Consider the following 19,243-nt stretch of genomic DNA (forward strand, 5'->3'; position numbering starts at 1 on the left):
GGCGACGACTAGATGCAATTGCGGATGACCGCTTCCGATCCGATTGCGGGCATTGATGAACTGAGCCATCAAGTGGCCATGCACGAGAAACATCCAATACGGTCATGGAAGATAAGGCAGTCCCCGGGTCAAGCCCGGGGTGACGATCCTGCCGGCAAGAATGACTCCTACCAACCCCTTGCAGCTACTCGATCAGCTCCTGATCTAACCACCAGCGTCACCCCGGGCTCGACCCGGGGCCTGCCTGAGCCTCCCCACCCCCCTACAAATCCGGCAGCCCCTGTTTCGCCTGCCCCCATCCCGCCAACAACTTCGACCCCGCCCGTTCCAGCAGTTCCTCCACATCGCGAATGGTGAACCGGTTGCCCCCCTTGGTCCCCGCCACTTCGCTCCAGTCGATCGGCGCCGCCACCGGGGCTCCCTCCCGCGCCCGCGCCGAATAGGGCAGCACCGCGGTCGCGCCGCGCTGGTTGCGGAGCCAGTCGACGAAGATCCGTCCGGTGCGCTGGTTCTTGCGAATGTTGGCGGTGAACTCCTTCGGGAATTGCTCCGAGATCGCCCGGCTGAACCGCTCGGCAAACGACTTCACCGTCGGCCAGTTGGCGGTCTGGTCGAGCGGCACGACGACGTGGATCCCCTTGCCCCCCGACAGCAAAGGAAAACTTACCAGCCCCAGGTCGCCGAGCAGCGCGCGCAACTTCTCCGCCCCGTTGCGGACCGCACCAAAGTCGAGCCCCTCGTCGGGGTCGAGGTCGAACAACATGCGGTCGGGCTTCTCGAGTGGATCGATCCGGCTGCCCCAGCCGTGAAACTCGATCGACCCCATCTGGACGCAGCCGAGCAGCCCCTCGACCCGCTCCACATAGAGATAATCCTCGGTCGATCCGTCCTTTTCGGTGATCGGGACATGGTGGACGAAATCGCCCATCGACCCCGTGTCATGCTTCTGGAAAAAACATTTCTTCGCCCGCCCCTGCGGACAGCGGATCAGGGTCAGCGGACGGTTGGCGGCATCGACCATGATCGGCGCGGCGATCGCGGCATAATAGTCGGCGAGCTGGCCTTTGCTGATCTCGTCGCCCGGGAAAATAATCCGGTCAGGATTGGTGATCCGCGCGCCGAGCGAAGCGAAAGTGGCGAGTTCGGACTTCTGTTTCTTCGCGGGCTTGGCGACCTTCTCGGGAATTTCTCGAACGACTTCGGCGGCAGGCTTGTCGTCGCGCAGGCCAATGAAGCTGGGGTGGCGAAGCGTCCCCTCCCGCGTGAATTCGGTGAACGCAACCTCGCACACGAGCTTCGGCTCGATCCAGTGCGATCCGCGCAGCATCGCCCTGGGCACATCGAGCGGCGGCTTCTCAACCTCCAGCGGCGCCATCGTCTCGCTCAAACTCTCGAGCAACGCGGTGTCGAAGCCGGTTCCGACCCGACCGGCGTAGGTCAGCGCCCTGCCCTGCTTCGCGGCGAGGTGAAGCGACCGGAACCCGCGCCTTTTGTCGCTCTCCTGCCAGCCGACGATCACGAATTCATGCCGGTTGGTGCATTTCACCTTGAGCCAGTTCTTCGACCTTTTGTCCGTGTAGGGCGCGCTCGCCTTCTTGGCGATGATCCCCTCCCCGCCCTCCTTGCAGATCGCCTCGAACAATGCCTCGCCCTTGGCGATGATGTGGTCGCCAAAGATGATCGGCCCGCCGATCCCTTTCAGCAGCGCCGCCAGCCGCTCCTTGCGCTCGAGGTTGCCGAGCTTCGAAAGATCCTCGCCGCGATCGACGATCAAGTCGAAGGCATAATAGGCAAGCTCGGCCCCGCCGTCCTTCAGCGTTGCCTGCAACAGCCCGAAGTCGGGCTTGCCCTCCTTGCCAAGCGCCACCGCCTCGCCATCGATCAGGCATCCGGCGGGAAGCTCGGCGGCGGCCTTCACGATCCCGCGAAACTTGTCCGACCAATCATTGCCATTGCGCGTCCACGCCGTCGCCGCCCCCTCCCCGGTCGCGACCAGCAGGCGGTAACCGTCATATTTATACTCGAACAGCCAGTCCGATCCGGCCGGCACCGCATCGACCAGCGTCGCCAGTTGCGGCGGGCGGAACTTGGGCGGGGCGGCGGACGGCTTGCGCGTCGTGCGGCCCGATTTGACGCCCTTGGCCGGCTCGCTGTGCCAGACGTCCGCGCCAGACGCGATCTCGGCCATCGCCCGACCGGTGGTGACGCTCGTCAGCCCTTGCTCGACCAGCGCCTCGCCCGCCTCGTCGGCAAACGCGTCGGTGACTTTCTTGAGCATCCAGTTCTCGCCCTTTTCGCCGGGCTTGCCCTTCAGGCGAAACATCACCCACTCGCCCTTCATGCGATGGCCTTCGAGCGTGAAGTGGAGATGGCCCTCCTCGATCGTCTTGCGCGGGTCCTTGTCGGGATGCGGGATCCACTTGCCCTGGTCCCACAGCATCACCGTGCCGCCGCCATACTCTCCCCGGGGGATCGTCCCTTCGAAACTGCCATAATCGATCGGATGGTCCTCGGTCCGGACCGCGAGGCGATTGTCCTTGGGGTTCAGGCTCGGCCCGCGCGGCACCGCCCAGCTCTTGAGCACCCCGTCCAGCTCCAGCCGAAAGTCCCAATGGAGTCGACTAGCATCATGTTTTTGAACGACAAAGCTGTCGCCCTTGCCCTTGAGCTTGCGTCCCTTGGGCTCGCCCGTCTTGGCGAAGTCACGCTTCGCATTATAGGTCTCGATGTCGAGCTTGCGGACCGCCATGTCAGGCCCGCTTCTTCGCGACCGCGACCTTCTTCGCCGCCGCCGGCTTCGCTTTGGAAACAGGCCTTTTTCCGACCGGCTTGACCGTGTCCGAGCGTGTGCCCTCCGCGCCCCCCAAACTCTTCTTCAGCGCCGCCATCAGGTCGATGACATTCGACCCCTTGGCCGGGTCGCTCTTGTCGTCGTCCTGGATGACCAGCCCGCCCTTCTTCTTGCGCTTCTCCTCGATCAGCAATTTCAGCGCGTCGACATAGCGATTGTGGAATTCGGCCGGGTCGAAGCTCGACGCCTTCTTGGCGATCAGCGTCGCGGCGAGGTCGAGCAGGTCGGCATCGGGCTTGGCATCGCCGATCTCGCGGAAATAGCTCGCCGCCTTGTTGACCTCGTCCGAATAGCGCAGCGTCTCGAGCACCATCCCGCGCCCGCAAGGTTTGAGCGACACGACATATTCCTGGCCCCGCATCGCCAGCTGCCCGACCCCAACCTTCTTCGCGGTCCGCAACGCCTCGCGCAGGACCACAAACGCTTCCTCGGCCAGGTCGTCCGCGGGGACGACATAATAGGGCTTGTCGTAATAAATGGCGTCGATGTCGCCATAATCGACGAACTGGGTCAGCTCCAGTGTCTTGCGGCTCTCCAGCTTGACCGCTTCAATTTCCTCGGGCTCGAGCAGGACATATTCGCCCTTCGACACTTCGAAGCCCTTGACGATCTCGTCGACGTTGACCGGCCCGATCCCGGGCACGACCTTTTCATATTTGACCCGCTTGCCCGACGGTTCGTGAACCTGGTGAAAGGCGATCGAGGCGCCGCTTTTGGTCGCGGGGAAAATCTCGACCGGGATCGCGACCAGCGCTAGCCTGATCTGTCCCCGCCATGCCGGCCGCGCTGCCATATTCTCGCCCCTATTGTTGTGGAGCCGATTCAATCATCGGAGGCGAGAGTCGTTCCCGAAGGTTGACCGTTGGCGTCGAGCAATGGCAAGGGCGCATCCACACGCGGGTGTAGCTCAATGGTAGAGCAGAAGCCTTCCAAGCTCAAAAAAATGCCTGTTTTCTGGCGCTTCCGCTGTAAACTTGCTGCCTACGAAAGGCTTTTGATCCAAGGGCTTCATAAATAGCTGTAAACCGGATTCGAATTATATCAGCTATCCAGCGGAAGCTGGAAGTTGGCAAAGAACTGTTCAACCTCGGCGAAAGAAAGTGCTGGCACCTCCGTTCCAGACGGGTGCACCAGTCCCGAAGCGCCGTCCCACATCAATTTGAACTGGGCCAACCCCTCATTCACCGTAGTTCGTGCGACGGCGTGTTGCCACCACAATGCAACAACGGCTGGCGATGCCAACTGAGACTTGTGTTTGGATGGTCTCCAATTAATAAAAGACGGAATTTCTGAATACCGAGCCCACATAAAATTTAGAAAATTCGGGTCTGTAGTAGGATCGGACTTGAGCGCCTCGTAAGCTTCACGAACTTCTTCACCTGCTCTCCCAAAAAAGTCGGTGCCGTAAGTTTGCCGGAAAAAGAGTTCCTTACCCCAGTCCTCATTGGCCAATCTTAAGCCTATCATTTTTTGGAATGACGACCATATGGATGGGTTCTCGTTTGGGATCACAAAGCTTGGTATCGCACTCAGGACTGAAACTCCGGCTTTGCTCACCGATGCTAGATGTTCGTCAAGACTCCCAACACCGCGCTCCAAGAGCGCGCCGAAATCATTTCCACAATCAGAGATGAGGCTTTGGAGGTCTCCGAGAAGCCATGTCTCCTGCTTAAGGAAGTGCATGTAGCGGTAGAATAATCTATTCCCCGTTGTCGTCTCCACCGCGCCCATAGCGAACGCGGTTGGGCCGTTCGGGTTGGCAATGAACCAAGCAATATAGACAGTGCCTGACAGGGCAGCGATGTCACCAACGAATAGCTCAACTCCGATCGCCCGTCTCTTCGCTGTTGCCATGTGAGCTAAGATACGCCCTTGGCGGCTCATCCAAAATCCGAGACATTCTTCAAATTCGTCGTCGCTATCGAAGTTCGTTCTGACCGGTTTCGAAGCAAGCAAGTTCTGGCGATAATTCTCGACCGTAGGGTCACCCATCTGCGTAGATTGCACGCCTGACACGTTGGCGGAAAAGGGACTGGAGCGTTTTGGCACGGGGTGGTCTGCGTCAGCGGTAAAGGTGACCGCAGGCAGTCGCGGCTTACTAAGTTCGAAAGGGCTGACGAAGCTCGAAGGTAAACCATTTAAACGATAACGGGTGATAAGATTCCAGTGTTGGCAAAAGCCATTACCCAAATACACTTTTGAGCCTGCCCAAGCTGATTCTTCCAGCACCCTGTATGCGCGCAAGACCCTTTTCGTCCTTACCGCGATCCCACACATGGAGCAGGCGGGGGCGCACGCTTCGCAGACAGCAAAGCTACAACGAATTGTGCCACGACTCTGGATCATTGGCACTGAGCCTGAGGGGAGTCGTTGGGCTTCCGGGATAACCGCTTCGATTAGGTGAAGCGAAAGCCTTCCGCCCGCCTGCCCGCAGATCATACATGACGCACCATCGATTGCCTTCGGCTTGTAAGCCTCTATCAACCCGTCTCTCATTTCTTCACGGATACTCATCACAATCTCGCAACTTTAGAACGGAGCCGTTCCCCAATTTGTAACAACGAAAGACTTTCACCCCCACTGACGGTTCAATCGTGCAAGACTTGGCCCGTGTGGTATGCTCGGCGAGTTCGCACGCATACGATTTTTTCGCGTGAGGCGAATAAGTCGCCGAATTTGTTGGTCTTGATGGAGTGCCCGAGGCAATGCCCGATAAGCCTTTCACCTTCTTTGAAAATTCCAACATGATGCTCAACATGGGCGTGTTATTCGTTACCCAGCTTCACGAGGACAGCAAACGAGTCGAAGCTCCAGCCCGCATAGTGAACAACTGGAAGATTATGGCTAATTTCCTCGGCCATCAAGAAGGCGAGTTACAGCCGGAGCATATTGTTAAGATTGAAGAAGCTTGGTCAAGCTATCTTGCTTCGGGTGTTGCGCCATCTTTAGAACTTCAATCGGTATTTTCGCCGCTCACGCAAGAACGAGTGAGACGAAGTCCAAAGGGACCACCCCCCGAGATCAGGGAAGTTTTCGACCGGCTATTAGCTACCGACGAGAAAATCGCGGAGAAACGCATCGCTGACGGCAAACCGGGTAGAGGCAATAGGCGGGGTAACATAAACTTTTCGCTGACCAATCCAAAAGTGAGTTGGTGGCGACGGCAGAGTGCAGTGTTTCGGTTCACAGTGTTCAGTTCTGGAGCGTGGATTTCATTTATGCAGGTCTATGCGCGTATTTTTGATCCCTTTCATGTCGGCGGTTGGGACGCGATGGGAGACGGTGAGTTAATGAAACTTGAAGTAATCAGCATTGCTCCAATCGTCATTGCTGCTCTTTATTGGGCTTATGGGAGATGGGTTCGTTGAGGGCTTGCCAGATGTCAGAACGTCCGAAGACGGTTCGCAAAGCGTCAGGAACCCTTCGACGGAAATGAAACCACCTCCCCATTCGAACTAGCCCGCCACGCAAATCCTGTAAGCAATATTGTGTAGCAAGAGTTTGGGCGATTTCCCTCGTCATTCAGAGACTTAACGCCGAATAGACCATTCCCTTCGTGTTGAAAGTCTGTGGAGCCAACGTCGAATCGACCGCTCGGAACGGTAAAACTGACGGTTTTCAAAGGTTTGCAGACTTTTGGAGCGGGCGAAGGGAGGAGAGACAGCGGGCTTCGGGAACGGGTGTTCGCATGGCTCCAACTGATCAGCGGAGGCGCTCGACGATGGCCTTGAATGACGGTTTGTCGGCAAGGGGCTGGTCCCGAACATCGTATGATGACGGCTCAGGATACCGGTCTGAAATATCGCTGACGAGCCTGTCATCGTCAGCTAGACCGTAGTGTAGAGCCTCGTTGAACGCTCGGGGTGGAAGGTCTTCGTCATCGTCCTCGGGGAGGCCGTCAGGAGCCTCGTGGGGATCGTCGGGACGCGAGACCATTCATTCCTCCGATGATGCGTAAACGACGATTCTGGACGCTCTCAGGCGGTCTGGGAAGGGTCTTTCAGGGAAGAGCAAAGATAGTGGCCGCGTCCGAGAACGCGGCTCCATCCCCCATCGAAGGCGGAGAAGGTGACATCTTCGACAGTGCGGTAACTGGATCAGCGGGTCGCGTATGCGGGGATGCCGAGTTGGGTGGCGATCATCTGGTCGAGACGATAGGCAACGACCTTTCGGGGTTTGCCGCTAAATTTGAGGACGGCGGGCTTTCGACCATCGGCGCAGATGAAGCGTCCGTCTTCGCCATCAATGAGGATGGCTCGGGCGAAGTCCTCGATGCGGGTTGGCTTGGCTCGGCGATCCTTGCCGATCTGGAAGGTGCCGTCGATGACGGCGGCGAAGCGTTCGTCGCCATCGGTGTCGATCAGGGCGAACTTGGTGTTGTGGGTCATGATGGCCTCCTTGGAGATGAGTGAGGCCGACTCAGCTACACACGATGTCGTGCCATGACCAATGGCTTTCGAGACGGCTTATATGCCGCCTTGACTTCCACACTAAAGTCGCTTATATGCCCCCTTGCCTGAGCAGGATGCGCTTTACGCATCAACGCGACGGCTACGCCAACGGCTACCTCATCGAAGGACGAACACTATGCCTAAGAACTCTTATCTTCTCGACTCCACATCGCTCCAGACCGATCCCAACATGATCGATCTGTTTTTCTATCCCGGCTCGCATATCGCCGCACACGATTCCGAGACGGGACAGGCGATCCACGACTTCCTGACCTCGCGCTTGGGCGTTGCTGTGCTGATGGGCGCGGTGATCGCAGCACCCTCGCGTCCTCCCGTCATCGCCACCGAGCCGTTCATCGCAAAGCTCGTCGGCGATGCAGGATTCACTGATGAGATGAAGAAGTATACGGGCCGCGTTGTCCGTCAGATTGTTGAGCATCTCGGTGGCAAGTGGGTCCGTCGCGGCGTGAAGGTCACGGTTACCTCGCGCTATGGGAGCGGATCAATTTATACCTTCGGTGGCAACCTCGCTCTCGACATGAAGGGCTAATTCGTAATCAAAGCTCGCGCTCAGGATCGGCATCGTGTCGATCCTGAGCGCCTTACTGACAAACATAGAGACATTGATTGCCCGTCTGATCGCTTAGATGCCGTTCAAGCGGCGAGCGCTCGATAAAAGCTTGCTCGACCCATTGAGCCGATTGGCGATGTCAGAACCGATCATGAGTCAGCGTTTCTCGAAGAAGGCGGCAGTCTTTGCGATGCAGCCTCTGGGCATCGGTTTCTTTCTAGTTTGGACATAGCCCGCCTCGGCCATGACCTCGGCCATCAACTTCCCGGCCCAACTGGTGGTATCGTGGTCGCCGTATTTCGAACCGAGCGCGTCGGCCAGCATGTGATCGACCCCGGCCATGGCGGGAAGGCCATCGTCGGAGGCTTGTTTCCCCGCCTTCCTGCCCTCGTCTGACCTGATGACTTCCTCGATCTCTTGGATCGTTGGATGTTCGCGGGGCAGTCCGCCACCGGAGCGCACGAGCAAATCGTGCTCGACCATGAGGTCGATGATCCGCTGCGCTTCGGTTGTCCCCTTCGCCCGCGCATTATCGAACAGCACCTCGCGTCGTTCGAGCGTCAGTGCTTCGAGCTTTTCCCTTGTCCACTCCACCGGTTTGCTCCTCCACAAAGACTCTACAAAATATCCTAGCCCATTGGACCACTGCCGTCTCGTTGCGGACGAGGCACCCCATTTGCTAGGACAGGTGGCGAACGAACAAAGGGTAAGCCTGACAGGCGGCTCAGGTCTAGCGCATAGAGCGACGGCCACATACGCTCTCGACGGTAGCGGGCGCACACATCTATTCAATCCGATGCATCAGGATGAAAATTTGCTACTCGTCTGGAAAGGTGCTCCGCCATTTTCGCGAATTAAAAGGCTTAGCTATGTTCGCCGCAAACAAAGACGAAGATAAGTGGCACGCTGAATTAGGTGTCCTGCCTTGGCCTAAGTTCCGTGACATGATCGAATGGCTCAACGAAGCATCTTTTCGCTACGGCTTTTTCGTTGAGATAGGTTCAGTCGAAAACATCACCAAAGACGGCGGCGTCAGAGTTCACGGGGTGAAGGTGAATCTATACTCGCCTGCCGATAAAGACCACTTTCAAGTGCGTTGGGAAAGGTATCTGACTTAAGACACTACATACTAGGCCATCTTAGGATTGTAAGCTCGACGATGCCGTTATGAACGATCAATAACCGCCCACTCTGTCGTCACTTTTGGCTATCTTCGACCTCACTAAGAAGGCTGAACTTGGGCGCGCAGCGTAGCCCACCATCGTAAAGGTCGCGCCTTACGCCTGACATCGCTCGGACTCGTGCCCGTTAATTCGGAATTGTGATCTCGCTGATAGGTCAGACAGCACGACCATTGGGAGTATCTGTTTTGCGTAAAGGCGTAATGAAACGGTTGGGCATAGTGCTCACTGGCTTCTACCTGATCGGGGTCACCGGCTATCTTGGGTTTACCGAGGGCGACAAGGCGATCGGCTACAAAAACGACCAATTTTTTTCCTGTCGAAATATGCACAACGGCGATGCTGCACCTTGCACGGGCGTCTTAGAGCCTCAGGTCGGACTATTTGATTATTTTCCAATGGCATTCTTGATCGCGTTCACGACTGCCTTGGTGATTTGGCTGGTGATCCTAACTTTTTTGGCTCTGTCCCGCTATGTAATGGGGTCTAAGTATGAGGCGTGACGGTTGAGCAGAATATCACGCTAAACGGCCAATGCCCGGCAAACGCTGGCCCAAGCGATGTTGAGCCGGTTGGCGATCTCGGTTGCGCCAAGTCCTTGGGCGTGGAGTTCGCGGACATCGTCGGGTTTGATCGACGGCGGACGCCCACGATAGGCTCCGCGCAACTTCGCTTTTGCCACGCCTTCCATCTGTCTTTCGCGCCGGATGTCATTCTCGAAGGCCGCGACGGCTCCGAGCATCGCCAGCATCAGCCGTCCCGTGGAACTGCCGGTATCGACGCCTGACTGGTTGATGCAGCGGAAGGCCACGCCCTTGGCCGTAAGCTTCTCGATGATCCGGTGAAGATCGCCGACGCTCCTTGCGAGTCTGTCGAGCCGGGTGACGACGAGGGTGTCGCCTTCCCGGACGAAGTCGATGGCGAGGGCCAATTGCTCACGGTCGGTGGTCGAGCGTCCCGACATCTTCTCGGCGAAGACCTTCTCGCATCCTGCTTGGGCCAGTGCCTCCTGTTGGATGTCGACGCTTTGCGACGCTGAGCTTACTCGTCCGTAACCGACTAACAATCGACCCACATGTCTCTTTTGATCCTAGAGGCAGACTCTCACATGTTTCAAAATCGGCAATCGATTTATTTGCGACGGGCTTTCCACCGGTGCTGCGACACCTCGTGTGATCTTACCTAAATGAGGCTTGGGGAATGGTTTCATTCACGCGACACGACTGGTCTTCCAACTTTGCGCGCGGCCCTGTAGCCGAGGCGAGGATAAAGGAGCCGAACAAATGGGCGTACCGAAGGATTCTACTCTTCGAACGGTGATGCCGCTGCTTGCCGACCGGGACGCGTTTGTAAGCCGTGCCTTCGGTGTGATGCATCGGCAAACGAGGGACCACGGGCACGTCGCGATGAGGCTCGGAATTACAGGGACGGGCCAGTTTCCAAATTATCGAATCGAAGATGCCGCAACCGGACGGGCCATCGTTGCCATTGACGGCGCTAATCATGAGCCATGGCCCGATGGCGAGAGGTTCGATGCAACCGGAACGTGGAGCGATTCTACAATGTCGAAATCCGACGTAGAGTCTTTGCTTGGAGAAATCCGCAACTTCACGCGCAAAGGTTGAACTCTCAGCCTCCCTCGGCGAGTTGTCAGCCGATCTCACCTCGGGCCTTGACCAACGCCATCAAGGTCAGTCGTCTAGCTTCCGAGGTGATCTGCTAGTCGCCCATCGTGATCAGCGCATGCGGGCCTGTCTCCTTCGCCGTCAGCACTGGTGGGTCGGCCGGGGAAGGCTCACGGCACGCTCTCCGCTCATTCGCGAGATGTTCGTCGAGCGTGGCCCACCCCCGTTCGCTGACGATGTAGCCGGGGTCGCTGGCGATGATGTGTGCGGTCCGCCGGAGCCATCCAGTCTCCCGGATGACGATCCCGCTAGCTTCTTCCTCGTCGAGCCAGATGGTGACCATGTTGGGTTCGATGGGTGCGCCGTTCGTTCGGAGGAACACGCGCCAGCATCGGCAGGACGCCTATCGAAGGTATCAGCGAAGGGTCACTAGCCTCGGCACCGCATCTTCACTCGCCCATAGGATCGCGTTTTGCTGGTATTGGTCTCCTAGCGCCTTCGCCTGATCGAACACGATGCCGAGGACGAGAAAGGACGGCTCACCTGCCCATCTACCATTTGGGTCGCACCCAATGCCATCAATGTAATGCAGGTCTCGAGTTCTCAAGATCGGAACGAAGCCGTCCTTGCCGAGCTTCGTTTGCCTCCTCCCGCAGCGGGTGTCCCAGTGGATTGCACGCCGTCAGGAACGCAGCAGTTTTGACGCCGAGATTGTCATAAAGGCGCGCGAGGTCCGGAGATGGTAGATCGACCTTGAGGAAGAGAGGCGGCTGTGTTCCGACGCGGTAAACAGCGTCCTTGTAAGTTTGCAGTGTGACCTCAGGGACTTCCGTCCGCACATCTCCGAGAGCACCGACTCGGTCGGCAAACTCGTTCTGATGTCTGAAGCCCTTCGTTATCGCGTTAGACAATTCGGCTTTATCTTCTTCCGACATCCCTTGGACGGGCTTCCTAGGGCGAATTAGGTTTGCCAGCATTCGGCCCTCACGGCTGCGCCAGAACCCTAAACTTTCCTCAAACTCGTCCTGTGTTGGGTAGTTTTCCCGTTTCGGTTGGCGAGCTTGTAACTTGGCGATTAGCTCTTCATCAGTCATCGCTGATCCAATACGTTTGACCTGAAAGACGCTGACGCAATTTGATTGCGCGCTACGATCAGACAGGGGCATGACCTCTGTCAATGGTGAGTGGTGAAGCGTGCCACGCTGCGATGGGAGACCGGCTATGGTCGTTTTGGCTGAGGCAATCTCCGTGATAATCAAGGCGGATGCACTGCTCGGAGCTTACGGCGGCGACTTCAATCGGTTCAAAAGCACCGTCCCGAACTCCACGCTGTGCGCCGACGGTGAACTCGCCCGTGTCGGCTTTATGGCCCCGTCAGACGTTCAGTCCTTCGTCAGAAGCCTCGAACTCGTCGGCCTTCAATACAATCAGGGCGGTGAGGCTCGCGACCTGACTGTGACCGACCAGATACGAGGACCGATGACGCGAACCCCTTGGCTAGAGTTTGGAAGCACCGAATGGAAAGGAGATGCGCGACGAAGAGTGCCTTGCTGTCGCCTCGCAGGAAGCCTGAGTAGGGAGTTGATTTGTCCCGAAGGCTGGACTTACGAACATTCGTTGAGCGCAGCGCATTTGTTCGTGCCGACGGAGAACTTGCCGTCGTTGGGGGATTTGGGCTCGACCGACCGAATAGGACGATTTCGCACGCCGTTGTCCGAAGATGATGTCTACATTGGACGGACTACAGACTAAAGCTAGTCGCGATTGGGAACGCCAGTCGAAATGGTGCGGGCCCAATTGTTCCCAAATCTTCCTATGTCGCGGGCATTCCAGCCGTCCGTCGAAAGGGCGCGCTGACACTCGGCAAGGGAAATGCCCAGCGCACTCGCGGCTCTCATCCATTCGTCGGGCTTTGCCTTACTAATTGCTTGAACGAAGACCTGCTCAAGTGCAACAGTCGATTCTCCGGTCATTAATCCCTCCTCATCGTGCTGGGTTAGCACGGCAGTAAAGCCCGTCTATGCATCATTCTGAAGTCGAGGAACTGATTGCGTAAATGCTAAGCCGAAGAAGTGATCAGAGGCGGGCGACGGCAGCGCTCCTCGCGCCACCATGCGGGCTATGCACGACAATAATGAACTCATCCGGGCCAGCATAATCCTCGACTTGATGAAGGCTGGTGGGTGCCTGCTACCGAAGTCGGCTCCAGTCGCCGCTACCTATATGCTGCCTGCGCTGGAATGCCAGAATGAACAATTGAATGACACTAAGGATTCGCCAAAGTGCGACATCAAAACATGGACCCGTGCGGGAGAGTGACGTTCGCTGCTCGCGTCTTCAAGGCCCGCACGGCGACAGTTTTGTGGGGGCATCGGATATATAGGCGCAGGCTTAAGTGCAGCAGGTTGGGTCCGAGTGACTAATCGGACGGAACAGGGACTCCCCGAAATGGCAGCACCGGTCCAACAGGCTCGCCTGTCGGTAATTCAACATGGTCCAGCCACACACCGAATCGGTTTTGGACTACCGTCGCGTTCCAGTATTCAGCGAACGCTCTGACTTTCAGGAAATGGTGTGGTGCATCCATGGCTTCCTCAAGTCGCTCGGCTATCGCCTTCCTCACCCTTTCGCCCTTCAAGTAAGTTGAGTTCTTCCTCGTTCCGGGAGGCGAAACATCTCGGCCCGTCGCGTTAAAGGCTTGATACTCGCAAAGCACGTGCAAGAAAGCAGGGCCATCTGAGGCGCGTATTAGCCGAGAGCTATGGTAAGTTGCCCAAGCCGGGTCCGCTTGAGCGGCAATTTGACTGTCCAGCCAGACGCGCTTCGACAGAACTATTCGCGGATGCCCCGCCACCTTGCTCTCGATGTCGTAGGCCTCGACCATGGCGTCGCCGAAGAGAATATCGTCTTCGTGATGCATTTTGCCACGGCTCACTCCGCCGCGAATAAATATACCACGGGGCAACAGAGCATTGGCCAAATCATGAACCACGAACAATAGATGCCACAGGCCGTCCGGGGTCGGCCCTGTTGATAAAACGATTGAATCTGAAAACGTCTGGACGCGTAGGTCAGTCGCTGCCTTTTCTTCCCTCGGAGGAAAGGTGCGCCGCATTGCGCGCAGATTCTCCAGCATGTCGCCGTAAAACTTGGGTGCCCGCGCCATCCGCGCTACCATCTCCCGGAAACCCAAGATGTCTATGAAGGCAACGTATCGGTCTTCGTAAGCCATCAATTCCTCTTCGACTTGGGCTGGCGTGGCCGCCGTCAGCTTAGCGCCCCACTGTCTCACCATAGAGATGTTGTTGGTCGATTGGCTACGAAGTGATGAGGACGAGGACGTGGCTGCGTCCACGCCCGCCGCTTGGATCAGAACTTGTAAGCTTTGAGCCGTCCAGAGAAGTGAAACGAAAGATGGCTCATAAGATATCTTGACATTCATATGAGCTTAGCTCATAATCGTGGCTTAACCTGTGAGCTAAGAATTGACTGATGAGCCGCATTTCCTACCTTCGCGTTTCGAGCTTCGATCAATCGGTCGAGGCGCAGCGAAACGCTCTTGGCAGCGGCTTCGATAAGGAATTCATCGACGAGGGCGTTTCGGGATCAATCCTCGCTAAGGATCGCCCAGCGTTCGCGGAGCTTCTCGGCTATGTGCGTGAGGGTGACTCCGTCAGCTTGTATGCCGTCGATCGGCTTGGGCGCGACGCGCTCGACATCCAATCGACAGTGCGCATGCTCCTGAACAAGGGCGTCACCATCGAAGTGCTCGGCCTTGGACAGATCGGGCGCGGCGTCGGCGAACTCATCCTAGCTGTGTTGGCGCAGGTCGCCGATATGGAGCGCACTCGGATCAAAGAGCGGTGTGCCGCTGGTCGGGACGCTGCCCGCGCATCGCTCGCCGCAACTCAAAAGACCCATCGTGGCAAGTCAAGCCTTGGCCGGTCGAAGATTCACGATCCGAAGGCTGTTGCCGCATGGCGGCGCGAGAACCGTGCGAGCATCAGCCAGACCGCGCAGCATTTTCACATCTCGCTCCCGACCGTGAAGCGCTACTGCGCGGCGGCATAAAGGCGCCGTCGCCAAAACTTTTGAAGGGACGTAAAGCTTGAGCCTGCTCCTCTTGTTCAATCAAGGTGTCCCGCGTTCGGCAGAGCTAACGCACGCAATAAGTAGCGCAGACTGGACAGGCATTGCCCAGCGCCTCGCGGACGATCCCGTCGCCGTCGCCACGATATTGGACGAGATCGCTAAGCTCGACGAACTGATCGCAAAGGCAAATCTCAGCAACGCAGATCGCAGGCAGGCCGGATCAGCTATCGATGCCCTCACGCTTTTGTCTCACGCTCCTCAGCCCGAGTGGAGAGCCATTGTCGTGCTGTTGAATGGCCCTACGATAATTGCGCTCTGCAACGTCTTGACTATTGCCGGAATGGTTGTCGCGATCATCGATCACATCCTTGGTTGATCGCTTGGCCAAAGAGAACGTGCATAGCGGACGGCTAGTCAACTTAATCGAGTGACCTATCGCGCAAACGAGAAGCATCGATGATCGGATGCTGCTTGATTCCGTTCGGAAGCGACGGGGCAAAGATTTGCTACCGTTGGGCCGAGGCGCGCGCATGCACATCGAGCGCATTGATCATGCGCCAAGCGATCTCGACTCTCCTTTTCCGGAAAATAGGCGAAACGGCCCCGTCGAACTTAGCTCCTTTCGCTGGAATTCTCGGCAGGTTGGGCTTTGAATTCAGTTTCAATCGCCAGACGACCGTCTCCATACCGCGAGTTTTTTGAAGCCACACATCTTCTATATCTTTCCATGAGTGCTCAGCGCCGTGGAACGGATGACGATATTCAAACCCCCCTGCTGTCAAAAAGAGCACAACTGGGCGGAATATTTGGCAAAGGCCGAAAATGAAATAAGACGCGAGGAGCACCACTCCACTTCCCGCTACAGCGACAATTCGCGTATGCGTCACTGCTCCCAACCAGCCCATCGATACGATGAAAAGCAGGAAGGCTACCACGATCAACAAACCCCACCACCGCGAAGTTCGATAGACATAACGAGATGACAATGGTCTACTCCAAGATCCGCCGGTCTCATTCCACAACGCTACTTTTAAGCGCTCGTTAGATTAGGAACTGGCACAAAGCCGCTACAATGGATAGCGCATCCCCGGCTATTTACGCTCCTTGCCCCGGGACGATTGCACATCTTCTTTTTGAAGGACTTCGGCCGAGACCCCCATTCCAACCGCAACCTCTTTCGGAACGCGTAATCGGCTGATCGTAGTGGCGCGCAAATCTGCGGATTGTTAGGGGATGTTCGCGCAGGATTAACGGAACGGGGCGCTAGGATTGCCGCCATTCCCCGGCTCTGATGTCTACTTCTTCGGGCGCTTCGGCTTGCTGACCGTGGCAAGTTTCGCTTTGCGTGTTTCCGCCGCCTTTGCACGACGCTCGGGTGACCACGGTTGACCTCGCTTCGGGCCGCGAGTGGCGGAACCTGCAGGCTGCACTGGCTGGCCGATTACATTGTCAAGTTCGCCCGCCTCACTGCCGCGAGCCGTAATTGCGAGACTTCGGTTCGGAAAGTTCAGCGCCTGATCCTCATCGATCCCGCGCGTAACGATCGGTATCTCGGTCTCCCACATGAGGTCATTTACGACTGAAGGTCGGCCAGAAACTCCGAGACCGGTTTCACGCCGCTGACGTGCAGCCGATCTCGCGCACGCGTGCATGCAACATAGAAAAGGTGACGTTCCGTCTCAAAGACCTCGCGAAGCTCGTCTTCGTCTGTCGCCTCGTCGATGCGAGTCTGGAGAGGAAGCACCTCGTCGTCGCACGCCATGACCGCAACAGCCTTGAACTCCAATCCCTTGGCGAAGTGCATTGTGCCGATGGAAATGCAGTCAGTGGTTATTTCGGAGCTTTCGGATAGCTGACGACATTCTAAGCCTGCGGCTTTGACGGCGCGCCGCACGCGGGCCAGTTGATCCCCTGAGCGGACGAAAACTGCGATTTCCGCCAATGAAATTCCCTCGCCCGTCAAACTCGCCAGAACGGCGGCAACCTTTTCGATCTCGGCTTCTTCGCTTTCAAGCTCCAGAATGACCGGCGTCGGTCCCTCGAAAACCGACTGTGCATCGGCGCGGCTGACTTGAACCCCGTCCACATCCCGCAAGGCCAGCGGCAGCAGTTTATCAGCCGCGTGGCGGATTTGGCGCGATGTTCGGTAGTTGATCCGTAGGCTCGATGAGCGACCGCGCACGTCAACGCCAAGAGCCTTCCACGAAAACGGCTGCTGGAAAATCCGCTGACCGATGTCACCGGCGAAGAAATGCGCGTTGGGACCAGAAGCGATAGCCGACATCATCCGAAGTTCGCTCACGCCCAAGTCTTGTGCTTCGTCGGCAATGACATGCGAGAAAGGCTTGTCCGTCCGGTCCTCGTAAGCTTCGGCAACCGTGCCAAAGACTTCATTCTGAGTTCTCATGCCCCGCTCGGATAGGGTTTTCCGAACGGTCTCGAACACCGGCCAGAGTCGCTCCCGTTGCTTCGCACTTAGCCGATTGCGTCGCCCGATCCGTGGGACAGACGCGTAGGATTCGTCATCGTGGATCGACCACCCGTCAACCACGTGTCGCCACTCGGCCTCAACGAAGCGCAGGCCGAGTTCCGAATAGCCGCAGTCGGACATCGCCCGTTCTATTGCCGCGCGCTGTATTTCGGGCGATGCAACCACCGGCTTACGACCCATGGTAAGCTGGAACAGGTCGGCGGCTGCGTCCTCGAACGAGGCGATCGAGATTCTGTTACGCATGCCTCGGTCGTCGCCAGTCAACACATCCATATTCACGGCCAGCGCGTTTGCAAGCGGGCGGGAGAAACTCGTTAAGAGCACTCGTGCGTGGGCGTCCTCGCGAACTGCGCGGGCAGCGCGATGCAGGGCAACAATAGACTTACCTGTCCCCGCCGACCCAGTGACACGGGCTGGACCGGAAAAGTTGCGATCGACAACGTCGCGTTGGGAGGGGTGAAGGAAGACGCTCCACTTGTCCCAAGGGAAGTCGAGTGCGAGTCGAAGCTCTTCGCTGGATTCGATGGCTCGAACCCGACGTAACGTGTCCGGGTGTTCGAATGGCTCTCCACCCAACGCGATCGGCTCAGGCTTCAGCAACCGTCCGCTGACCGCATAGTCGAGTAGGGCTTCGGTCACCTCTGCGGGGAGATGATCGCTAAGCTCAAAAAACCGTTCTTCTGTCCATCCCCGGACTTCCGCGAGCCAATCCTCGGGCGTGCCCACGTCCATTAGCTGGTCATCGGTGAGCGCGGCGAAGATTGCAGGCGCGGGAGCATGCTCGACTTCCGGCTCGATCGACGAGGCGAATTGCGCGAATGCTGGGGCGGCGATTTCGACTCGCTCATGGACTTCGACGATTTGGATCGACCCGGTCCGGGGATGGGTCTCGATGCGACGCCGCTCGGCCCAAGAATAGGCTTTGTCGTGGTGATCGACGTAGGCGAGCATGAAGCTCGCCTCGGTCTTATGGACGATAATTCGGATGTCCTGACTAACACGCACCGACCAGAAATTCGGGTCACGTGCATTCGTCAGCCGGTGCATCTGCAATCCCGGTGTTGCAGGATTAAGCTGCAAATCGAACGCCGCAGTCTTGGCCTGTTTCTGCTCCTGTCCCGTGAGGCGGGCAAGTGCACCGGTGAAGCTGTCAGCGATGTGGAAGTTCACTTCGACGCCTCAATCCGCCGCTTCGACGACAATTGGCCCAAGGGGGATGAAAGTCTTCGCCAACTTACTTCTCTTATCGACCCCCTTCAGATCGCTGATGAGAATATGTTCGGCGGGCGGCAATTCGCGAAGGTCGGTAACCTCCCAAAAGACAAACCAGTGGCCGTGATTGTCAGCTTTATGTTGGGAGGTAGTGTGCGGGCGATATTTCATCCCGGCAGGATGTCCGCCCGCCTTCGCCTCGACCCATCTCTCGAAACGGGCGCGCCAAGTCACCTTCGGTGGTCCGGGAAGATGCGCATCAGACGCGTAAATCAGGACATCGCAAGGGGCACCGTCCGCCAACTCAGTCAGTTTGTGCAGCGCCTCGAAGGCCCGACTGCCAAAGGCGACCTTGCCTACTTTGGCGCTGGTCTCGCGGCCCGAAAGGAGGTGTTCCAGAGGAACCGGCGCAAGCATCGCAACGTGAGCAGGAAGTTGTGACATTCGCTTGATCTCCTTACGTCTGCGTGATCGTGCGTCGGGTGGCCACGATCCCCTTCACTCGATGTTCGACGACTACATCGGCCTGCGTCTCACGAAACTTCTTCCTCGCCAACGCCTCAGCTTTCCGCTCCGATTTCGTCAATTTCGTCGCGACTTTGATCTTTGGTAGCATCCTATCCGCCGCCGATCTCGCCAAATTCCGGGCCTGCTTGTTGTGATGAGCGTCCACATTCGTCGCGTGAGCCAGTTTCTTCTTTTGAGCGCCAGAGAATGCACCGCCGAACCCAACCAACGTGGAACCTCCGTTGTAGCCGCCTTTGGACAT

The 19,243-nt window shown here is 57.5% G+C and carries 23 protein-coding genes; 7 read left to right on the forward strand and 16 right to left on the reverse strand.

What is annotated here, in order from left to right:
- Positions 1–262: 262 nt before the first annotated feature.
- The 3 genes from ligD to U1700_RS00950 all read right to left on the reverse strand — a co-directional run bounded on the left by ligD (position 263) and on the right by U1700_RS00950 (position 5,365).
- Positions 263–2,749, reverse strand: a complete 2,487-nt coding sequence (gene ligD, locus U1700_RS00940) for a DNA ligase D (protein WP_332749357.1) — start codon at positions 2,747–2,749, stop codon at positions 263–265.
- A gap of 1 nt (position 2,750) precedes the next feature.
- Complete coding sequence (ku, locus tag U1700_RS00945) at positions 2,751–3,644, reverse strand: non-homologous end joining protein Ku (RefSeq protein WP_332749359.1); 894 nt, start codon at positions 3,642–3,644, stop codon at positions 2,751–2,753.
- 248 nt (positions 3,645–3,892) lie between these two features.
- Positions 3,893–5,365: a hypothetical protein gene (locus U1700_RS00950; RefSeq protein ID WP_332749360.1), complete on the reverse strand. Its 1,473-nt coding sequence runs from the start codon at positions 5,363–5,365 to the stop codon at positions 3,893–3,895.
- Positions 5,366–5,556: 191 nt separating this feature from the next.
- Here U1700_RS00950 and U1700_RS00955 point away from each other — a divergent pair, with 191 nt between their 5' ends.
- Positions 5,557–6,219 (forward strand): hypothetical protein, encoded by a 663-nt coding sequence (locus U1700_RS00955; protein WP_332749361.1) that lies wholly within the window; start codon positions 5,557–5,559, stop codon positions 6,217–6,219.
- On the opposite strand, the gene U1700_RS15535 is transcribed toward U1700_RS00955, so the two are convergent.
- Together U1700_RS15535 and U1700_RS00960 are read right to left on the reverse strand one after the other, a co-directional pair.
- Positions 6,176–6,373: a DUF6538 domain-containing protein gene (locus U1700_RS15535; RefSeq protein WP_443025860.1), complete on the reverse strand. Its 198-nt coding sequence runs from the start codon at positions 6,371–6,373 to the stop codon at positions 6,176–6,178. The two genes, U1700_RS00955 and U1700_RS15535, sit on opposite strands and share 44 nt — an antisense overlap.
- Positions 6,374–6,948: 575 nt before the next feature.
- Positions 6,949–7,239: a hypothetical protein gene (locus U1700_RS00960; protein ID WP_332749363.1), complete on the reverse strand. Its 291-nt coding sequence runs from the start codon at positions 7,237–7,239 to the stop codon at positions 6,949–6,951.
- A 253-nt stretch (positions 7,240–7,492) separates the two neighbouring features.
- On the opposite strand from U1700_RS00960, the gene U1700_RS00965 reads away from it, so the two are divergent.
- Positions 7,493–7,852, forward strand: a complete 360-nt coding sequence (locus tag U1700_RS00965) for a hypothetical protein (protein ID WP_332749365.1) — start codon at positions 7,493–7,495, stop codon at positions 7,850–7,852.
- 177 nt (positions 7,853–8,029) lie between these two features.
- Here U1700_RS00965 and U1700_RS00970 read toward each other — a convergent pair whose 3' ends face one another.
- Entirely contained in the window at positions 8,030–8,467 is a 438-nt protein-coding gene (locus U1700_RS00970) for a hypothetical protein (RefSeq protein WP_332749367.1), read from the reverse strand.
- 239 nt (positions 8,468–8,706) lie between these two features.
- On the opposite strand from U1700_RS00970, the gene U1700_RS00975 reads away from it, so the two are divergent.
- Both U1700_RS00975 and U1700_RS00980 read left to right on the forward strand, forming a co-directional pair.
- Positions 8,707–8,991: a hypothetical protein gene (locus U1700_RS00975; protein WP_332749368.1), complete on the forward strand. Its 285-nt coding sequence runs from the start codon at positions 8,707–8,709 to the stop codon at positions 8,989–8,991.
- 266 nt (positions 8,992–9,257) lie between these two features.
- Complete coding sequence (locus U1700_RS00980; protein WP_332749369.1) at positions 9,258–9,557, forward strand: hypothetical protein; 300 nt, start codon at positions 9,258–9,260, stop codon at positions 9,555–9,557.
- 20 nt (positions 9,558–9,577) lie between these two features.
- Here the strand turns inward: U1700_RS00980 and U1700_RS00985 are convergent, their stop codons facing one another.
- A complete protein-coding gene (locus U1700_RS00985; protein ID WP_332749370.1) occupies positions 9,578–10,129 on the reverse strand; it encodes a recombinase family protein in 552 nt (183 codons plus the stop codon).
- Positions 10,130–10,337: 208 nt separating this feature from the next.
- Here U1700_RS00985 and U1700_RS00990 point away from each other — a divergent pair, with 208 nt between their 5' ends.
- Entirely contained in the window at positions 10,338–10,679 is a 342-nt protein-coding gene (locus tag U1700_RS00990; RefSeq protein WP_332749371.1) for a hypothetical protein, read from the forward strand.
- A gap of 94 nt (positions 10,680–10,773) precedes the next feature.
- On the opposite strand, the gene U1700_RS00995 is transcribed toward U1700_RS00990, so the two are convergent.
- From U1700_RS00995 to U1700_RS01010, 5 genes are all read right to left on the reverse strand, one after another.
- Complete coding sequence (locus tag U1700_RS00995; protein ID WP_332749372.1) at positions 10,774–11,061, reverse strand: hypothetical protein; 288 nt, start codon at positions 11,059–11,061, stop codon at positions 10,774–10,776.
- Between the two features lie 33 nt (positions 11,062–11,094).
- On the reverse strand, positions 11,095–11,286 hold the full coding sequence (locus tag U1700_RS15540; protein WP_443025861.1) for a DUF3293 domain-containing protein: 192 nt from the start codon (positions 11,284–11,286) through the stop codon (positions 11,095–11,097).
- On the reverse strand, positions 11,258–11,845 hold the full coding sequence (locus tag U1700_RS01000; protein ID WP_443025862.1) for a hypothetical protein: 588 nt from the start codon (positions 11,843–11,845) through the stop codon (positions 11,258–11,260). The genes U1700_RS15540 and U1700_RS01000 overlap by 29 nt, the downstream gene beginning before the upstream one ends.
- A gap of 588 nt (positions 11,846–12,433) precedes the next feature.
- On the reverse strand, positions 12,434–12,652 hold the full coding sequence (locus U1700_RS01005) for a hypothetical protein (RefSeq protein WP_332749374.1): 219 nt from the start codon (positions 12,650–12,652) through the stop codon (positions 12,434–12,436).
- Between the two features lie 446 nt (positions 12,653–13,098).
- Positions 13,099–14,121: a hypothetical protein gene (locus tag U1700_RS01010; RefSeq protein WP_332749375.1), complete on the reverse strand. Its 1,023-nt coding sequence runs from the start codon at positions 14,119–14,121 to the stop codon at positions 13,099–13,101.
- A 50-nt stretch (positions 14,122–14,171) separates the two neighbouring features.
- Here U1700_RS01010 and U1700_RS01015 point away from each other — a divergent pair, with 50 nt between their 5' ends.
- The gene (locus U1700_RS01015) at positions 14,172–14,750 is read left to right on the forward strand and encodes a recombinase family protein (protein ID WP_332749377.1); all 579 of its coding nucleotides are present in this window, start codon (positions 14,172–14,174) and stop codon (positions 14,748–14,750) included.
- Between the two features lie 37 nt (positions 14,751–14,787).
- Positions 14,788–15,147, forward strand: coding sequence for a hypothetical protein (locus tag U1700_RS01020; protein WP_332749379.1), 360 nt, complete (start codon positions 14,788–14,790; stop codon positions 15,145–15,147).
- Positions 15,148–15,277: 130 nt separating this feature from the next.
- Here U1700_RS01020 and U1700_RS01025 read toward each other — a convergent pair whose 3' ends face one another.
- From U1700_RS01025 to U1700_RS01040, 4 genes are all read right to left on the reverse strand, one after another.
- The gene (locus U1700_RS01025) at positions 15,278–15,712 is read right to left on the reverse strand and encodes a hypothetical protein (RefSeq protein WP_332749380.1); all 435 of its coding nucleotides are present in this window, start codon (positions 15,710–15,712) and stop codon (positions 15,278–15,280) included.
- A 632-nt stretch (positions 15,713–16,344) separates the two neighbouring features.
- Positions 16,345–18,432: a 3'-5' exonuclease gene (locus U1700_RS01030; RefSeq protein WP_332749382.1), complete on the reverse strand. Its 2,088-nt coding sequence runs from the start codon at positions 18,430–18,432 to the stop codon at positions 16,345–16,347.
- Positions 18,433–18,441: 9 nt separating this feature from the next.
- Positions 18,442–18,918, reverse strand: a complete 477-nt coding sequence (locus U1700_RS01035) for a hypothetical protein (RefSeq protein WP_332749384.1) — start codon at positions 18,916–18,918, stop codon at positions 18,442–18,444.
- A 13-nt stretch (positions 18,919–18,931) separates the two neighbouring features.
- Complete coding sequence (locus U1700_RS01040) at positions 18,932–19,243, reverse strand: hypothetical protein (protein ID WP_332749385.1); 312 nt, start codon at positions 19,241–19,243, stop codon at positions 18,932–18,934.

Source organism: Sphingomonas sp. RB1R13 (assembly GCF_036663775.1).
Classification (GTDB): Bacteria; Pseudomonadota; Alphaproteobacteria; order Sphingomonadales; family Sphingomonadaceae; genus Sphingomicrobium.

Bases quoted from the DNA above. Each gene is read 5' to 3' on its own strand.
- U1700_RS01010 (WP_332749375.1), bottom strand. From the start codon at position 14,121: ATGAATGTCAAGATATCTTATGAGCCATCTTTCGTTTCACTTCTCTGG.
- U1700_RS01000 (WP_443025862.1), bottom strand. From the start codon at position 11,845: ATGCCCCTGTCTGATCGTAGCGCGCAATCAAATTGCGTCAGCGTCTTT.
- U1700_RS15535 (WP_443025860.1), bottom strand. From the start codon at position 6,373: ATGACGAGGGAAATCGCCCAAACTCTTGCTACACAATATTGCTTACAG.
- U1700_RS01035 (WP_332749384.1), bottom strand. From the start codon at position 18,918: ATGTCACAACTTCCTGCTCACGTTGCGATGCTTGCGCCGGTTCCTCTG.
- ku (WP_332749359.1), bottom strand. From the start codon at position 3,644: ATGGCAGCGCGGCCGGCATGGCGGGGACAGATCAGGCTAGCGCTGGTC.
- U1700_RS00950 (WP_332749360.1), bottom strand. From the start codon at position 5,365: ATGAGTATCCGTGAAGAAATGAGAGACGGGTTGATAGAGGCTTACAAG.
- U1700_RS00990 (WP_332749371.1), top strand. From the start codon at position 10,338: ATGGGCGTACCGAAGGATTCTACTCTTCGAACGGTGATGCCGCTGCTT.
- ligD (WP_332749357.1), bottom strand. From the start codon at position 2,749: ATGGCGGTCCGCAAGCTCGACATCGAGACCTATAATGCGAAGCGTGAC.
- U1700_RS00955 (WP_332749361.1), top strand. From the start codon at position 5,557: ATGCCCGATAAGCCTTTCACCTTCTTTGAAAATTCCAACATGATGCTC.
- U1700_RS00980 (WP_332749369.1), top strand. From the start codon at position 9,258: ATGAAACGGTTGGGCATAGTGCTCACTGGCTTCTACCTGATCGGGGTC.
- U1700_RS01005 (WP_332749374.1), bottom strand. From the start codon at position 12,652: ATGACCGGAGAATCGACTGTTGCACTTGAGCAGGTCTTCGTTCAAGCA.
- U1700_RS00965 (WP_332749365.1), top strand. From the start codon at position 7,493: ATGATCGATCTGTTTTTCTATCCCGGCTCGCATATCGCCGCACACGAT.
- U1700_RS01015 (WP_332749377.1), top strand. From the start codon at position 14,172: ATGAGCCGCATTTCCTACCTTCGCGTTTCGAGCTTCGATCAATCGGTC.
- U1700_RS00960 (WP_332749363.1), bottom strand. From the start codon at position 7,239: ATGACCCACAACACCAAGTTCGCCCTGATCGACACCGATGGCGACGAA.
- U1700_RS01040 (WP_332749385.1), bottom strand. From the start codon at position 19,243: ATGTCCAAAGGCGGCTACAACGGAGGTTCCACGTTGGTTGGGTTCGGC.